The organism is Actinoplanes nipponensis (genome assembly GCF_016862275.1).
GTDB classification, from domain to species: Bacteria; Actinomycetota; Actinomycetes; order Mycobacteriales; family Micromonosporaceae; genus Actinoplanes; species Actinoplanes nipponensis.
In genome coordinates this window covers 193,919-208,565 of the sequence record NZ_BOMQ01000026.1, presented here as the reverse complement: position 1 = coordinate 208,565, position 14,647 = coordinate 193,919, and the positions used below count along the sequence as shown (strand labels likewise).

At 72.6% G+C, this 14,647-nt stretch carries 13 protein-coding genes; 3 read left to right on the top strand and 10 right to left on the bottom strand.

Annotation, left to right across the window (positions count from 1 at the left end; all coding sequences use genetic code 11):
* Window positions 1-617: 617 nt before the first annotated feature.
* Genes Ani05nite_RS10860 through kdd form a run of 6 tightly spaced genes read right to left on the bottom strand, consistent with a single transcriptional unit; the run spans window position 618 to window position 7,155 of the window.
* Window positions 618-1,883 carry a glutamate mutase L gene (locus Ani05nite_RS10860; RefSeq protein WP_203767347.1) on the bottom strand — a complete coding sequence of 422 codons (1,266 nt, stop codon included), beginning with the start codon at window positions 1,881-1,883 and terminating at the stop codon, window positions 618-620.
* A 3-nt stretch (window positions 1,884-1,886) separates the two neighbouring features.
* Entirely contained in the window at window positions 1,887-2,288 is a 402-nt protein-coding gene (gene kal, locus Ani05nite_RS10855; protein ID WP_203767344.1) for a 3-aminobutyryl-CoA ammonia lyase, read from the bottom strand.
* Window positions 2,285-3,019, bottom strand: coding sequence for a lysine 5,6-aminomutase subunit beta (gene kamE, locus Ani05nite_RS10850; RefSeq protein WP_203767341.1), 735 nt, complete (start codon window positions 3,017-3,019; stop codon window positions 2,285-2,287). The genes kal and kamE overlap by 4 nt, the downstream gene beginning before the upstream one ends.
* The gene (kamD, locus tag Ani05nite_RS10845; protein ID WP_239129658.1) at window positions 3,016-4,569 is read right to left on the bottom strand and encodes a lysine 5,6-aminomutase subunit alpha; all 1,554 of its coding nucleotides are present in this window, start codon (window positions 4,567-4,569) and stop codon (window positions 3,016-3,018) included. The genes kamE and kamD overlap by 4 nt, the downstream gene beginning before the upstream one ends.
* 1 nt (window position 4,570) lies before the next feature.
* Window positions 4,571-6,112, bottom strand: coding sequence for an amidohydrolase (locus Ani05nite_RS10840; RefSeq protein WP_203767336.1), 1,542 nt, complete (start codon window positions 6,110-6,112; stop codon window positions 4,571-4,573).
* Window positions 6,113-6,117: 5 nt separating this feature from the next.
* Complete coding sequence (kdd, locus tag Ani05nite_RS10835) at window positions 6,118-7,155, bottom strand: L-erythro-3,5-diaminohexanoate dehydrogenase (RefSeq protein ID WP_203767333.1); 1,038 nt, start codon at window positions 7,153-7,155, stop codon at window positions 6,118-6,120.
* A 131-nt stretch (window positions 7,156-7,286) separates the two neighbouring features.
* Between kdd and Ani05nite_RS10830 the strand changes: the two genes are divergently transcribed.
* The gene (locus tag Ani05nite_RS10830) at window positions 7,287-8,663 is read left to right on the top strand and encodes a KamA family radical SAM protein (protein ID WP_203767330.1); all 1,377 of its coding nucleotides are present in this window, start codon (window positions 7,287-7,289) and stop codon (window positions 8,661-8,663) included.
* Between the two features lie 57 nt (window positions 8,664-8,720).
* Here Ani05nite_RS10830 and Ani05nite_RS10825 read toward each other — a convergent pair whose 3' ends face one another.
* Window positions 8,721-8,912, bottom strand: coding sequence for a CsbD family protein (locus tag Ani05nite_RS10825; RefSeq protein WP_203767327.1), 192 nt, complete (start codon window positions 8,910-8,912; stop codon window positions 8,721-8,723).
* A gap of 118 nt (window positions 8,913-9,030) precedes the next feature.
* Here Ani05nite_RS10825 and Ani05nite_RS10820 point away from each other — a divergent pair, with 118 nt between their 5' ends.
* The gene (locus Ani05nite_RS10820; protein ID WP_203767324.1) at window positions 9,031-9,750 is read left to right on the top strand and encodes a class I SAM-dependent methyltransferase; all 720 of its coding nucleotides are present in this window, start codon (window positions 9,031-9,033) and stop codon (window positions 9,748-9,750) included.
* 410 nt (window positions 9,751-10,160) lie between these two features.
* Here the strand turns inward: Ani05nite_RS10820 and Ani05nite_RS10815 are convergent, their stop codons facing one another.
* The 3 genes from Ani05nite_RS10815 to pgfA all read right to left on the bottom strand — a co-directional run bounded on the left by Ani05nite_RS10815 (window position 10,161) and on the right by pgfA (window position 12,605).
* Entirely contained in the window at window positions 10,161-11,153 is a 993-nt protein-coding gene (locus Ani05nite_RS10815; protein ID WP_239129657.1) for an NAD(+)/NADH kinase, read from the bottom strand.
* A gap of 46 nt (window positions 11,154-11,199) precedes the next feature.
* On the bottom strand, window positions 11,200-11,367 hold the full coding sequence (locus tag Ani05nite_RS10810) for a hypothetical protein (protein ID WP_203767321.1): 168 nt from the start codon (window positions 11,365-11,367) through the stop codon (window positions 11,200-11,202).
* Between the two features lie 182 nt (window positions 11,368-11,549).
* Window positions 11,550-12,605 (bottom strand): cell envelope lipid trafficking protein PgfA, encoded by a 1,056-nt coding sequence (pgfA, locus tag Ani05nite_RS10805; protein ID WP_203767319.1) that lies wholly within the window; start codon window positions 12,603-12,605, stop codon window positions 11,550-11,552.
* Between the two features lie 112 nt (window positions 12,606-12,717).
* Here pgfA and Ani05nite_RS10800 point away from each other — a divergent pair, with 112 nt between their 5' ends.
* On the top strand, window positions 12,718-13,926 hold the full coding sequence (locus Ani05nite_RS10800; RefSeq protein WP_203767317.1) for an acyltransferase family protein: 1,209 nt from the start codon (window positions 12,718-12,720) through the stop codon (window positions 13,924-13,926).
* Window positions 13,927-14,647 lie beyond the last annotated feature (721 nt).

Sequence of the window (14,647 nt, the reverse complement as noted above, 5' to 3'; positions counted from 1 at the left end):
CGGTCGGTGGTCACGAAACCGTCGCACACGCTACCCGCCCGAGCTGGGCGCCCGGGCCGGATGGGCGCCGGCCGGGCGCGGAAGTCACCCCCGCCGGACGCCGCGGACGACCGGGCCACGGAGGAGGGAGGCGCGCCACGGGGACGGCGGGCGCGCAAGGCGCAGCAGGGGTCCGCGGAACCGGCGCACGACAGCCGGGCAGCCGGGGGCCGGGACAGACGTCGGGGCGTGGCCCGCGAGCTACGCCCCGACTGCACCTTGAGATCCATCCGGGTCCGGTGCGTCACCGCGGCGCGTGACCTTCGGACCGGCGCGGCGCGGGCTGGCTGCCCCCGACGTGCCGTTGTCTACTGGCCACGTGCCGCCCTGACCGACACCGGAACAGCGCGGCCGGTCCGCGCCGCCCCGCCGACCCCCACCCCCTGGACCTGGCGTACGCGGGCACTCTGCAGAGGGTGCGGGCGTGGCCAGTGGGCGAAGGAACGAAGCGAACAACAACCGCTTCCCGGAAGAGGACCTGAAGACGGTACGACGCACCCCCGGCCGTCTGTCAACCGCCACCCCCGTGTCCGGGCGTGTCGCATTCCCGGGCGTGTCTTGAGGTTCCCCCGCAGGGGTTACAGAGCGTCCACCAGCCCCGCCGCCGCGGCCGGGTACGCGGCGGCCAGCAACCCCGCCGCCGCCAGCACGTACCGGGTGTCCACGACCCGCCGGGCGCCCGCCGGCGCCGCCCAGCCACCGGCGGTGTCACCCAGCACCGCGTCCAGCACCGCGTCCCCGCCGCCGTGGCGCAGCACCCCGCCGGAACCCACCACCAGCCGCACGTCGCGCAGGTCCCGGCCGCCGGTCCGCGGCCGGCCCGGCCCCGCCGACCAGCCCCGCGCGTGCCGCCGCAACGCGATCATCGCCGCCGTCGCCGCCAGCTGCCGGTCGGTGGCCGCGTCGTACGGCCGCCCGCCGCTGATGTCGGGCGCCGGCAGCTTCTCCGCCGCCGCGGCCGCCACCACCCCGCCCGCGCCGACCCCCACGCCCAGGTCGCCCTCGACGGTCCGCGAGCGCCACAGCGTGCCCGCCACGTCCCGCCGCGGGCCGGTCTCGGCCTCCGCGTCGGGCACCAGCGCCGAGTACACATCCGTGGTGGCCCCGCCCACGTCGACCACCAGCACCCCGGCGCCGGCCCGGTCGGCCAGCAGCTCCACCCCGGCCAGCACCGCGTCCGGGGTCGCCGCGCGCACCAGCGACGCGAACCGCCCGCCGCGCGAGAGCCGCTTGCCGCCGATCACGTGCCGCAGGAACACCTGCCGGATCGCCGCCCGCGCCGGCCCCGGCTCCAGCACCCCGATGCGCGGCAGCACGTTACCGGCCACGGTCACCGGCACCCCACGCCCGGTCATCAGGCCGGCGGCCTCGTCGCGCACGTCGGCGTTGCCCGCCAGCACCACCGGCACCCGCACCCGGGCCGTGCCCAGCCGCCGCGCGTTGTGCAGCAGCACCTCGCCGTCGCCGCCGTCGGTGCCCCCGACCAGCAGGATCACATCCGGGCGGGCCGCGCGCAGCGCCGCCACCGCAGCCCCGTCGAGGCGGCCCGCGGCCACGTGCACCACCTGCGCCCCGGCCGACAACCCCACCCGGTGCCCGGCCTCGGCGGTGACCAGCGCCTCGTACCCGATCACGGCCAGCCGCAGCCCGCCGCCGGCCGAGGAGCACACGAACAGCTCGCCGGCGCCGCCGAGGGCGGCGACGGCGGCGTCCAGGCCGATCAGCACGTCGGTGTCGGCGGTCGTGGGCAGCTCGGCGCGCTCCAGCAGCCGGCCGCCGGCCAGATCGACCAGGCAGGCCTTGGTGTACGTCGACCCGACATCCACACAGACCGCGAAGGTCACGTCTTAAGTCCGGTTTTGGGCAGCGGGCGGGATGGTCGGACGGCCCTTCGCGGGCACGACCACGGTGCCCGTGGCGGTCACCGCGACCACCGGTTCGGCCAGCACCTGCGCCGCCGACCCGCCGGCGCCGCGGCACACCACCGTCGCGGTGAAGTCGATGGTGCGGCTGCGGGTGCCCATCCTGGTCACCGCCGCGGTCACCTCCAACACGTCGCCGGCCTGCACCGGCGCCCGGAACTGCACGTCGGAGTACGAGGCGAACAACCCCTCGTCGCCGTCCAGCCGGATGCACACCTCGGTGGCGACGTCACCGAACAACCCCAGCGAGTACGCCCCGTCGACCAGGTTCCCCGCGTAGTGGGCGTGGGAGTACGGCACGTAGCGGCGATGCGTGACAGTGATCATGATGTGCTCCCGATCAGGGCGTGTACCAGGTAGGAGGCGACCTCGCGCGGCGTCGTACCCCGGCCGAAGATCCGGTCCACGCCCAGCTCGCCGGCCATCAGCTCGTCGAACCGGGGCCCGCCCACGATCAGCAGCGGCCGCTTGCCGGCCGGCATGGCCTCGCGGAACGCGGCGGTCATCGCCCGGGTGTTCTGCAGGTGCGCGTCGCGCTGGGTGACCACCTGCGACACCAGCACCGCGTCGGCCTTCTGCGCCCGGGCCGTCTCCACCAGCTCCGGCACCGACACCTGCGCGCCCATGTTGGTCACCGACAGCTCCCGGTAGTACTCCAGGCCCTTCTCCCCCGCGATGCCCTTGAGGTTGAGGATCGCGTCGATGCCCACGGTGTGCGCGTCGGTGCCGATGCACGCCCCCACCACGTTGAGCCGCCGCCGCAGCCGGCGCTTGATGACCGCGTTGATCTCCTTGGCGCTCAGCAGCGGGAAGTCCCGCTCGACCACCTGCACCTTGTCGGTGTCGACCAGGTGGCTCACCCGGCCGTAGACCACGAAGAAGGTGAACCCGTCACCCATCGCCTTGGCGTGCACCAGCAGCGCCGGGTCCATGCCCATCTTGTTGGCCAGCTGCACCGCCGCGCCCTCGGCGCGCTTGTCGTGCGCGATCGGCAGCGTGAACGACAGCTGCACCATCCCGTCACCGGTGGTGTCCCCGTAGGGGCGAACGATCGTCATGCTTCCAGCGCCTCGGTCACAGGGTTGAAATAGCCGTCCTCGTGGCGGGCGACGCCGTCCAGGCCCTTGCCCCGGTCCGCCGGCCGCTTCATGATCCCGAAGGTGCCGTCGGCGATCGCGTTCAGCATCGTGTCGTCCACGATGGCCTCCAGCAGCTCGATCGCCTCGCCCAGCACCTCGTGCGCCCGCGACTGGATGAACCCGCCCGGCGCCGGCACGAAGTCCTCGTGCAGGTTGCCCGCGCCGTTGAGCACGTACCGCACGTTCTGCAGGGCGATGTCGCGATCCGACAGCCACGGCGTCACCACCGCCTCGGTCATCATCCCCACCAGCAGGATGCCCTGCCCGGTCAGCGCGCCCACCAGGTTGAAGAACCCGTCGAGCAGGTTGCCCCGGAACACGTCACCGGTCATGTGCTTGGTCGGCGGCATCCACTTCAGCGGCGCGTCCGGGAACAACTCCCGGGCCAGCAGCGCGTGCGCCAGCTCCAGCCGGAACGACTCCGGCAGCTCCGGATTGATCTCGAACGCGTGCCCCAGCCCCAGCTGCCAGTCCGCCAAACCCGCCTCGTGCGCGAAGAACTCGTTCAGCAACTGCGACACCGTCACCGTGTGCGCCGCCTCCACCGCATCCGCGGTGGTCAGGTAGTTGTCCTCACCGGTGTTGATGATGATCCCGGCCCGGGCGTGCACCTGCCGGGAGAACCGCTGGTCCACGAACGTGCGGATCGGGTTGATGTCGCGGAACAGGATGCCGTACATCGAGTCGTTGAGCATCATGTCCAGCCGCTCCATCCCGGCCAGCGCGGCGATCTCCGGCATGCACAACCCGGACGCGTAGTTGGTCAGCCGCACGTAACGGCCCAGCTCCCTGGACGTCTCGTCCAGCGCCGCCCGCATCAGCCGGAAGTTCTCCTGCGTGGCGTACGTGCCGGCGAAGCCCTCCCGGGTCGCCCCCTCGGGCACGTAGTCCAGCAGCGACTGCCCGGTCGACCGGATCACCGCGATCACGTCCGCGCCGGCCCGCGCCGCCGCCTGCGCCTGCGGGATGTCCTCGTAGATGTCCCCGGTCGCCACGATCAGATAGATCCACGGCCGCTGCTTCGGATCCCCCAACCGCTTGACCAGCCGCTCCCGCTCCGCCCGGCGCCGGTCGATGATCTTCAGACCGGCGCCGGTCGCCCGGCGCGCGGCCCGCCGCGCCGCCGCCACCTCGGCCCGCGACTCCGGTACGGCGAAACTCACCGCCCCCGCCGCGGCCTTCTGCGCCAGCACCGTCACGTCGTCCAGCCCGTGGGTGGCCAACGCGTGGAACACCGGCAACGCCACCCCCCGGCCCAGACCCACCTCCGCGCGCACCGCGTCGACCAGCCGGTTCACCCACGGGATGCCATCGGAATCAGCCCCCGACACCCCGGCCAGACGCAGCACCGCCCGCTCCACCGACACCGTCGTGTGCGAGCGCGCCAGGTCCACCACCGGCTGACCCGCCCGCGCGGCGAGCGCCCTTGCCCGCTGCACGACAAGCGGATCCAGCCCCAGCTTGTTCACGTCACTCCTCGAAGATCGTCTCGCCGTGCAGCACCGTGCGCCGGCACACCGGCCGCGCCGGCACCACACCATCCACCCCCGGCAACAGCACCGGCAGGCCCCCATCCATCCCCGCCGGGGTCTCCCACACCGCGAACGTCGCCGACCGCCCCGGCGTCAGCACCCCCACGTCGTCCACCCCCGCCGCCCGCCAGCCGCCCCGCGTGCTCGCCCCGAACGCCGAACGCACACTCATCCGGTACGCCGGATTCCGCGGCGCCGCCGCGGCCACCACCGCCGCCCACGGATCCAACGCCGTCACCGGCGAATCCGAACCGAACGCCAGCGACACCCCGACGGCGTACATCGCCCCGATCGGATTGGTCAGCAACGCCCGCTCCACCCCCAGCCGCTGCGCGTACATCCGGTCCGGGCCACCCCACAACGCGTCGAACACCGGCTGCACGCTGGCCACCACCCCGAACTCCACCATCCGGGCGATCATCGCCTTGTCGATCAGCTCCACGTGCTCGATGCGGTGCCGGCCCTCCCGCAACCGGTCCACCCCCACCGCCCGCGCCGCGATCGCGAACCCGTCCAGCACCGCCTCGATCGCCGCGTCCCCGATCGCATGGAACCCGCCCTGCACCCCCACCTCGATGCACTCCAGCAGATGCGCCCCGGCCTGCTCCGCCGACACGAACGCCTCACCACAACCCGCACCGTCGAGATACGGCGACCGCAACGACGCCGTCCGCGACCCCAACGCCCCGTCGGCGTACAGATCACCCGCCGCGCCGACCGCGCCCAGCTCCTTCGCCCGCACCGCACCACCGAGCTCACCCCAGTAGCCGAACACCTGCGGCAGACCCGCACCCGACAACGCCAGCACCGACGCGAAATCGGCCTCACTCGACGTGCCCGGCCCCGCGCACTCGTGCACCGCCGCCACCCCCCGCGACGCCGCCAACCGCAACGCCGAGGTCTGCGCCGCCGTCCGCTGCGCCGCCGTCAACGACCCCAGCGCCACCGCCCGCACCGCGTGATGCGCCTGCTCGCGCACCCACCCCGACACGTCGTAGCCCGGCACCGCCTCGATACCCGCACACGCCGCCAGCAACGACCCCGACGCCAGCGCCGAATGCACCGACGCCTGCGACAGATACACCCGCCGGCCGTCCCCGGCCCGCTCCAGCTCCTCGGCCGACGGCGGCACCTGCTCCACCCACGTCGACTCGTCCCAGCCGTGGCCGTGCACCACCCCGCCGACCGGCCGCGTCCGCGCGAACGCCGCCACCGCCTCCAGCAGCTCCCCGGCCGAGCGCACCCCGGACAGATCCAGCCCGTCCGCCGCCAGACCGGTGTCCGTCGCGTGCAGATGCGCATCCACGAACGCCGGCGTCACCAGCGCGCCACCGAGATCGACAGTCACATCCGCCGACGGGGCGTCCGCCGCCGCACCCAGCCACCCGATCCGCCCGTCACGCACCAGCATCGCCGACGCGCGCGGGTCCGCCGCCGAATAGAACCGACCGTTCGCATAGACCACCGAGGGGGAAATCATGAGTGTCAGTGTGCCGCGATCCGCGCCTCGAACAGAGCCCGCACGGCCGGAGTGCGCCGCACCACATCCAGCGCGAACGCCGCATGCCCCGGCACATACCCGTTGCCGATCAGCATCGTCACGTCCGCCGCCAGGCCCTCCGCGCCCAGCGCCGCCGCCGGGAAACTCGTCGCCATCGAGAAGAACACCACCGTGCCGCCCGCCGCCGTCGCCAGGATCGCCCCGTGCTCACACCCCGGCACGTCCACGCACACCACCGTCACCGTCGCCGGCTCACCCAGCGCCGCCACCACCGCCGACGACACCGCGATCGGATCCCGCGCATCGGCCACCGCCACGTGATCGGCCAGCCCGGCCGACCGCAGCGTCTCCCGCTCCGCCTCCGACACGACCACCCCGACCGTACGGGCCCCGGCCAGCCGCGCCGCCGTCAACGCCAGCGACCCGCTCTTGCCCGCACCGCCGAACACCGCCACCGACACCGGGCCCGCCGCCGCATGCCCCCGCACCACCCGGTCGGTCAACGCCGGCGCCCCGCACACGTCGAACACCGCCAGAGCCAGCTCCGGCGCCAGATCCTCCGGCAGCACCGCCACCACCGACCGGCCGAACAGAATCGCGTGCCCGGCCGCCGGCACCTGCTCGCCGGCGCCGTCCCAGCCGGCCAGCCCGTCGCTCACCGCCAGCGGGGTCAGGGTCAGCGACACCAGCGTGGCGACCCGGTCACCCACCTTCACCGGCAGCGGCGACTCCGGCCCCACCTCGTCCACGACCCCGATCAGCATGCCGCCCGAACCCGTCACCGGGTTGTGCATCTTGCCCCGCGTACCGATGATCTCCAGCACCTCGGCCCGCACCGCCGCGCCGTCCCCGCCGTGCTTGCCCGACAACTGCCGGAAGCTCGCCGCGTCCAGGTTCAGCCGCTCCAGGCGGATCCGCACCTCGTCCGGACCCAGCTGCGGGCGCGCATCCAGCCGCCACGCCGCCTGCGGCAGCACACCGACCGGCTCCAGCACCCGCGACAGCCCCACCGGGAACGTCATGCCCACCACCCTCACAAGAAACAGACTGTCGTCAGGCCGACCACACCGTAAATCCTCCGGACCCACGGTTACTAGACCGCAGATTCTCCAGTATCGTCGATCACGATCGCTCCCCGACCCCAGGAGTCCCGTTGACCGAGCTCAAGAACGACGCGGCCACCGCGGCCGGGCAGCCCTACAACTACCAGCGGCGCCCCCTGACCGAACCCGACTGGACCCGCTTCCCCGGCTGGCGCGACGTCACCACCGCCCAGTGGGAATCCGCCCAGTGGCAACGCGTCAACTGCGTCAAGAACGTCAAACAACTCCGCGCGCTCATGGGCGACCTGCTCGACGAACGCTTCTACGCCGACCTCGAAACCGACATGCAGCGCCTGGCCACCATGTCCATGCTGGTGCCGCCCCAGATGCTCAACACCATGGTGCCCGACCGCACCCCCGACACGGAGTCGTTCTACGCCGACCCGATCCGCCGCTACATGATCCCGGTCGCCACCGACCGCCACCTCGACTGGCCCTCCCACCCCCACGCCACCCGCGACTCCCTGCACGAACACGACATGTGGGTCGCCGAGGGCCTCACCCACCGCTACCCCACCAAGGTCCTCGCCGAGCTGCTCAGCACCTGCCCCCAGTACTGCGGCCACTGCACCCGCATGGACCTCGTCGGCAACAGCACCCCCACCGTCGACAAGCTCAAACTCACCCTCAAACCGGTCGACCGGTACGACGCCCACCTGGCCTACCTCAAGGCCCACCCCGGCGTCCGCGACGTGGTCGTCTCCGGCGGCGACGTGGCCAACGTGCCGTGGAAGCAGCTCGAGACCTACCTCATGGGTCTGCTCTCGGTCCCCACCGTCCGCGACATCCGGCTGGCCACCAAGGCCCTCGCCGGCCTGCCCCAGCACTGGCTGCAGGGCGACGTCGTCGAGGGACTGCACCGCGTCGCCGTCACCGCCGAACGCCGCGGCGTCAACCTCGCCGTGCACACCCACGTCAACCACGTCAACTCACTGACCCCGCTGGTCGCCCGGGCCGCCCGCATGCTGCTCGAGGTCGGCGTCCGCGACGTCCGCAACCAGGGCGTGCTCATGCGCGGCGTCAACGCCACCACCGCCGACCTGCTCGACCTCTGCTTCGGGCTGCAGGGCGAGGCCGGCATCCTGCCGTACTACTTCTACATGTGCGACATGATTCCCAACGCCGAGCACTGGCGCGTCCCGGTCTGGTACGCCCAGCAGCTCCAGCACGACATGATGGGCTACCTGCCCGGCTACGCCACCCCGCGGATCGTCTGCGACGTCCCGTTCGTCGGCAAGCGCTGGGTCCACATGCTCACCGACTACGACCGCGAGCACGGCATCTCCTACTGGACCAAGAACTACCGCACGTCGATCGAGGCCACCGACGACGAGGCGCTGAGCAAGCTCTACGCCTACTACGACCCGATCGACACGCTGCCCGAGTCCGGCCAGGACTGGTGGCGCAAGCAGCAGACCACCGCCTGACCAGCGAAAACGCCCCCGGGACCGTCGTCCCGGGGGCGTTGCTCTGTGCGCGACGGCTCAGCTGAAGGCGTCGCGGACGTCCTTGCCCGCGTCCTTGACGTGCTCGCCGGCCTGCTTCGCGTGCGCGGAGGTCTCCTGCGCCTGACCCTCGGCGACAAGCCGCTCGTTGTCGGTCGCGTCGCCGATGCCCTGCTTCGCCTTGCCGGTCAGTTCTTCGGCCTTGTTCTTGACCTTGTCAGTGAAGCTCATCGTCAACCTCTCCAGACCCGAACTTGATGGTTCTTGTCGGGGAAACGGTGCCCGAAGGGCGCGATTCTGAAACGTGGTGCGCTGGCGCACTGCCCGTAGAGCATCCTAGGATCCTTGGATGAGTGAGCATGCGCTGTCCTTCGGACCCGTCGCCGCCGCCTACGAGCGCGGCCGCCCGCCCTACCCCGACGCCGCGCTGGACTGGCTGCTGCCGGCCGGCGCCACCCACGTCGTCGACGTCGGCGCGGGCACCGGCAAACTCACCCGCCACCTGCACGAACGCGGCCTGACCGTGACCGCCGTCGAACCCTCCGACGGGATGCGCGCCGAACTCGGCCGGGTCCTGCCCGGCGTACCGGTCCGGGCCGGCACCGCCGAAGCCCTCCCCCTGCCCGACCACAGCGCCGACGCCGTGCTCTGCGCCCAGGCCTGGCACTGGGTCGACCCCGCCCGCGCCGTCCCCGAGATCGCCCGGGTGCTGGCCCCCGGCGGCCGCCTCGGCCTGATCTGGAACCTGCGCGACGAACGCGCCGACTGGGTCCGCCGCCTCGGCGAGATCATCCACTCCCCCGAGGCGGACCGGCCGGCCGAACTCGGCCCGCCGTTCGGACCCGCGGAGACCCGCGAGTTCGCCTGGACCCACGAGATCGGCCTGGACCGGCTGCTCGACCTGGTCGCCTCCCGCAGCTACGTCATCCTGCTCGGCGAGCACGAGCGCGCGGCCGTCCTGTCCGGCGTCCGTGACCTGGTCGCGACCCACCCGGACCTGGCCGGCCGCGACACCTTCCCGATGCCCTACCGCACGCTGTGCGTCCGCGCCGACCTACCACGGCACTGACCGCCACACCGGCAGGCGCGCGGCGACGTAGTCCGCCGCGCCAACCCGGTGCACGCCGTGACCCCGGCCCCCAACCGGGCCCACGGCAGCGCCCCGGTACGCGAATTCCCCTCCACCGATGACGCGGAGGCCGATTTCGCGACGAGGCGAGCAGTTCCGACACCTCCATGGACGGGCCGACACAACGCCCAAGCGCGCCACGCGAGTCCCCGCGTCGTGTCGGCACCCGCCGGTCAGGGCTGCCCGAGTCCTTGCGGACATCCCTCTCCAAGACGCGTCGGTGGTGAGGCCTTCACCGCCCGCACCGACACACGCCTGCTGCTGTTGCGGGTTCCGCAGCGCGACGGAGGAACTGCCGCCGCCCGGTCGCCGGCTGCCTGCCGGTCCGGCGCCGCTGTGCCGATGGGTATTCAGCCGTCGGCGCCGGTGATGCGACGGCGGATCTCCTCCGGAATGAGGTCGAGGAGCTGGTCGCGGCGTAGCGGCAGGTCCAACAGGCTCAGCTTGACCCGGCTGCGATCGCCGTGCGTCCCGGCCGCCAAGCGCACCACCTGGGCCGCGTCCTCGCGCAACACCGCCGTCAGGGTTTCCCCGGGCGTGAGCTCGGCGGCTGCGGTGCCGTCGATGTCCACCGCGACCCGGGTGCTGTCCCCGGCGACGTGCAGGCCGATCCGGTCGCCGGCGCCCAGGACCACGGACCGTCCGATGCCGGCCATCGGCGCCACCGGCGTCACGACGATCGCCGCCGCCGAGGGTGACAGGACCGGCCCGCCGGCGGCGTAGTTGTACGCGGTCGAGCCACTCGACGTGGACACGACCAGGGCGTCGCACTTGTAGTAGCCGTACCGCTGGCCGTTGACGGTCAGGTCGACCGAGACCGCACCGGTGCGGCCCATGCGGGCCAGGACCACGTCGTTGAAGCCGTACCGGGTCGCCAGCGGCGTGCCCGGGGTGTCGGCGACCAGGCAGCTCCTGGCCTCGACGGTGAAGTCACCGGCGACCAGGTGCGCCAGCGCCGCCTCCAGATCCGGCGGCGAGACTTCCACCAGGAAGCCCAGGTTGCCGTGGTTGACGCCGAGCACCGGCACGGCGCGCCCGGTCATCAGCCGCATCGCGCCGAGCATGGTGCCGTCACCACCGAGCGCGATCACCCCGTCGACCGCGGCCACGAATGCGGGATCGCCGACGACGTCCACACCGCCGGGGCCGCTGTCCGGGTCCGTGCTGCGGTCCAGGATCGCGCCGATCCGCTCACGGTCCTGTGCGCGGGCCACCAACCGAACGTCGTGGGCCGTCGTCCAGCCCACGATGGTCGCGATCGAGTCACCGACCGGTTTGTTCGGATGCACGACCAGGCCCAACGTGTGACGTACACCGGCCCGCGGCTGCTGGTGGAGGCTCACCTGACCACCGCGGCTGCGACCTTCCCGCCGGTCAGCAGACACTCGGTCAGCCGGCCCAGCCCATGCGGATGTGCCACTGGTCGTCGGAGCCCTCGCGCGGGTCCTGCAGCAGGTGCAGCACCGGCTGCAACGGGATCATCTGCTCCGGGGTGACCCGCGGCGGCAGCCGGCGGTAGTCCTCGCGGCCGCGCTCGGCCCGCTCCCTGCGCTCCATGGTCCCAGCCTAAGCCCCCGACCCGGTTTTTGTTCCGGTGGAACAGCCGCCGGAGGCGGCCGGCTATAGCCCGGCGCACCCCGCCTAGAGCGTCCTAGGATGTTTCCGGTACGACGAACGCGGCGAGGCGGCCGTGATGACCTGCCTCGCCGCGTCCGGCGGTCGTGCGCTGGGGTGGCCGGTCAGGCCGAGACGCCCGACTCGGCGTCGCTGATCTCCTCGGCGCGGTGCCGGGCCGCCGAGCGCCGCCCGGCGGTGACCAGGTACAGGCCCAGGATGAGCAGCAGGGCGCCCAGAACGGCCAGGCCGATCGGCAGGTTCCGGCTGATCAGCAGGATCTGGCTCTTGGTGTCGCCGGCCGAGGTCACGTTGTTGGTGATGGTCTGGTCGGTGTAGACGAAGTTGCCGTCCAGCAGCGCGGTCGGCGTGCCCGTGTCCGGGGTCAGCGTCTTCTTCTGCTGCTCCTGCACCTTGATCAGGGTGCCGGTGACCGGCTCCACCCACATGGTGCGGGTGTTGCTGTAGGTCACCTGGCCGCTGGTGGCGCCCTTGGCGAACGCGTTCAGCAGGCCCGACAGCCGCTCGGCGGAGAAGTTCAGCGGCGTCTCGGGGATGACCTGCTGGAAGCGGTAGGTCTCCAGGCCCTTGATGACCTCGGTGTCCTGGAACTGCATCGGCAGCGCCTTGCGCAGGTCACGGTCGAAGTACTGGTACGTCTTCTTCCCCGTGCCGAACGGGAACTTGTACAGCTGGCCGGCGAACGTCACCGACGAGTCGCCCTGCGGGCCGGCGTCCTGCAGGTACTGCTTCTTCCAGTCGGCGGCCGCCGCGGTGTCGCGGTCGATCGCGAGCTCCGCCTTGTACTGGCTCACCATGTAGTTCTGCTCGACCCACTTGACCGTGCCGTAGCCGTCCCAGACGACCGTGTCGCCCTCGAGCGGGCCGGTCATCTCCTTGTCGGTGAGGTCCGGCCGGGGCTGCACCTCCGTCACCGACTCCAGCGTGCCGGTCTGAATCGCCACGACCGGGGTGTCGCCACCCTTGGTCTGCAGGAACCGGGCGTTCTCGGCCCTGGCGACACTGGGCCGCAGGCAACCCTCGGTCTCCCCTTGCTTGCACATGGCCAAGTCGTACGGCAGCCGCGCGACGGTGGGTGCGACGTAGAACGCACATCCGGCCGCGATCACCACAACGAAGACACCGATGCCGAACAGCACGGCACCCCAGCGAGCCTTCACAGATCCTCCCCAACGAGACTTGGTCGGCCGGTATCCCGGGAGGGGCCCGATCGCCAATAATGGGCGCAGGTTACTCGCCGGTTACATAGTTGCGCGACCCTGAGGACGGTTTATGTCTGCGTCGATTTCCCAACGGTCTCTGCATCGCCTCCCGGCGCTGGACGCCGTACGCGTCATCGGCGCCCTCGCGGTGATCGGACACCACGTGGGATTCGCGACCGGGGTCAACACCGGCACCGGCCCGTGGGCGGGCTTCTTCGCCCGGCTCGACGTCGGCGTCGCGGTGTTCTTCGTGCTCTCCGGCTTCCTGCTGTTCCGCCCGTACGCGCACGCCCAGGCCACCGCGACCGCCCGGCCGGGGGCCGGGCGCTACCTCTGGCGCCGGGCGATGCGGATCCTGCCGGCGTACTGGGTGACCGTGGTGGTGTGCCTGCTGGCAATGCCGCGCGACGAGCCGGTCACCGGCGCGGACTGGGCCCGGCACCTCACGCTGACCCAGATCTACCAGCACAACAAGCTGCGCGACGGGCTCAGCCAGACCTGGAGCCTGGCCACCGAGGTCGCGTTCTACCTGGTGCTGCCGCTGCTCGCGCTGGCCCTGGCGAGCCGCCGCCGGCGGGCCGGCCGCCCGCTGCTGATCCTCGGGTGCGCCGCCGCGATCACCGGGACGTGGGTGTCGCTGATGGGCCTGGGCGTGCTGTCGCTGGGCCTGCACACGATGTGGCTGCCGGCGTACGGGCTCTGGTTCGGCTCCGGCATGGCGCTGGCCGCGATCCACGTGTCGCTGCGCAACGACTACGCACCCCGCTGGCGCTTCCTGGACGACCTGGGCGGCGCGCCGCTGGCCTGCTGGGCGGCCGCGGCGGCGGTGCTGGCCATCGCCACCACCCCGATCGCCGGGCCGCGCGACCTGGCCGAGCCCACCGCCGTCGAGTTCGGCCTCAAGATGCTGCTGTACGCCACGTTCGCCGTGCTGCTGGTGCTGCCGATCGCCTTCGGCCCGGACACCCGCAGCAAGGCGGTGTTCAGCTCCGGCACCGCGCACTGGCTGGGCACCGTGTCGTACGGGCTGTTCCTGTGGCACCCCTTCGCGCTGGAGTGGATCCAGGTGATCGGCGGCATCCCCGACTTCAACGGCGACACGCTCGACATCTTCCTGCTGACCGTCGCCGGCGGGCTGCTGCTGGCCTCGATCAGCTACTACGTCGTCGAGCGTCCCTTCCAGCGGCTGAGCCACCGCTGGCCCCGCTCGCCCCGGCCGCCGCGGCCCAGCACCACCGAGAGCCAGAGGCCGGTGGCGGCGGCCAGCGCGGCCAGCTGAGGCAGCGGCGCGGTGTGCCCGGTGGTGCGCAGCGTCAGCCAGCCGGCCAGCGCGAACAGCGCCACCGGCAGCAGGAAGCCCGCCCAGCGCAGCACCTGGCGCAGGCGCTGCCGGTCGTGCGTGCCGAAATGCGGCTGCACCGCGCGCAGCAGCACCACCACGGCCACGCCGAGCAGGGCCAGGCCACCGGCCGCGATGCCGCCCACGGCGAGCAACGCCAACCCGCCGAGCAGGGCGGTCAGCAGCCGGCGCCGGCGGCGGGCCGGCACGCCGACCAACAGCGACGCGCGGCGTTGCGGCAGCACCGCGGCCACCGCCACCCCGGCCAGCAGCAGCGCGCCGACGCTGATCGCGGTCGCGTAGGTGCTGTCCGGGGCGAAGCGCAGCACCACCTCGCCGCTCGCGCCGGCCGGCACGAGCCAGCCCTGCTGCCAGCCGTCGAGCACCAGCGGCTGGAGCCTCTTGCCCCGCACGGTGGCCTGCCAGCCGGGGTTCTGGTTCTCCCGCAGGCTCAGCACCCGCGGGTTCGGGTACTTGTAGAGCGTGAGCCGGCGCAGGGTGGGCGCCCACGCGTCGACCTTGACCGCGGTCTGGCGGTCGATCGTGGCCGGGCCGCCGCCCTGGCCGGCCCCGACCGGGGTCAGGCTCAGCCGCACCGGGGCGGCCAGCTCCGAGGCGGAGGCGACGATGCGGGCCCGGCCGGCGCCCACCGGCACCGGCA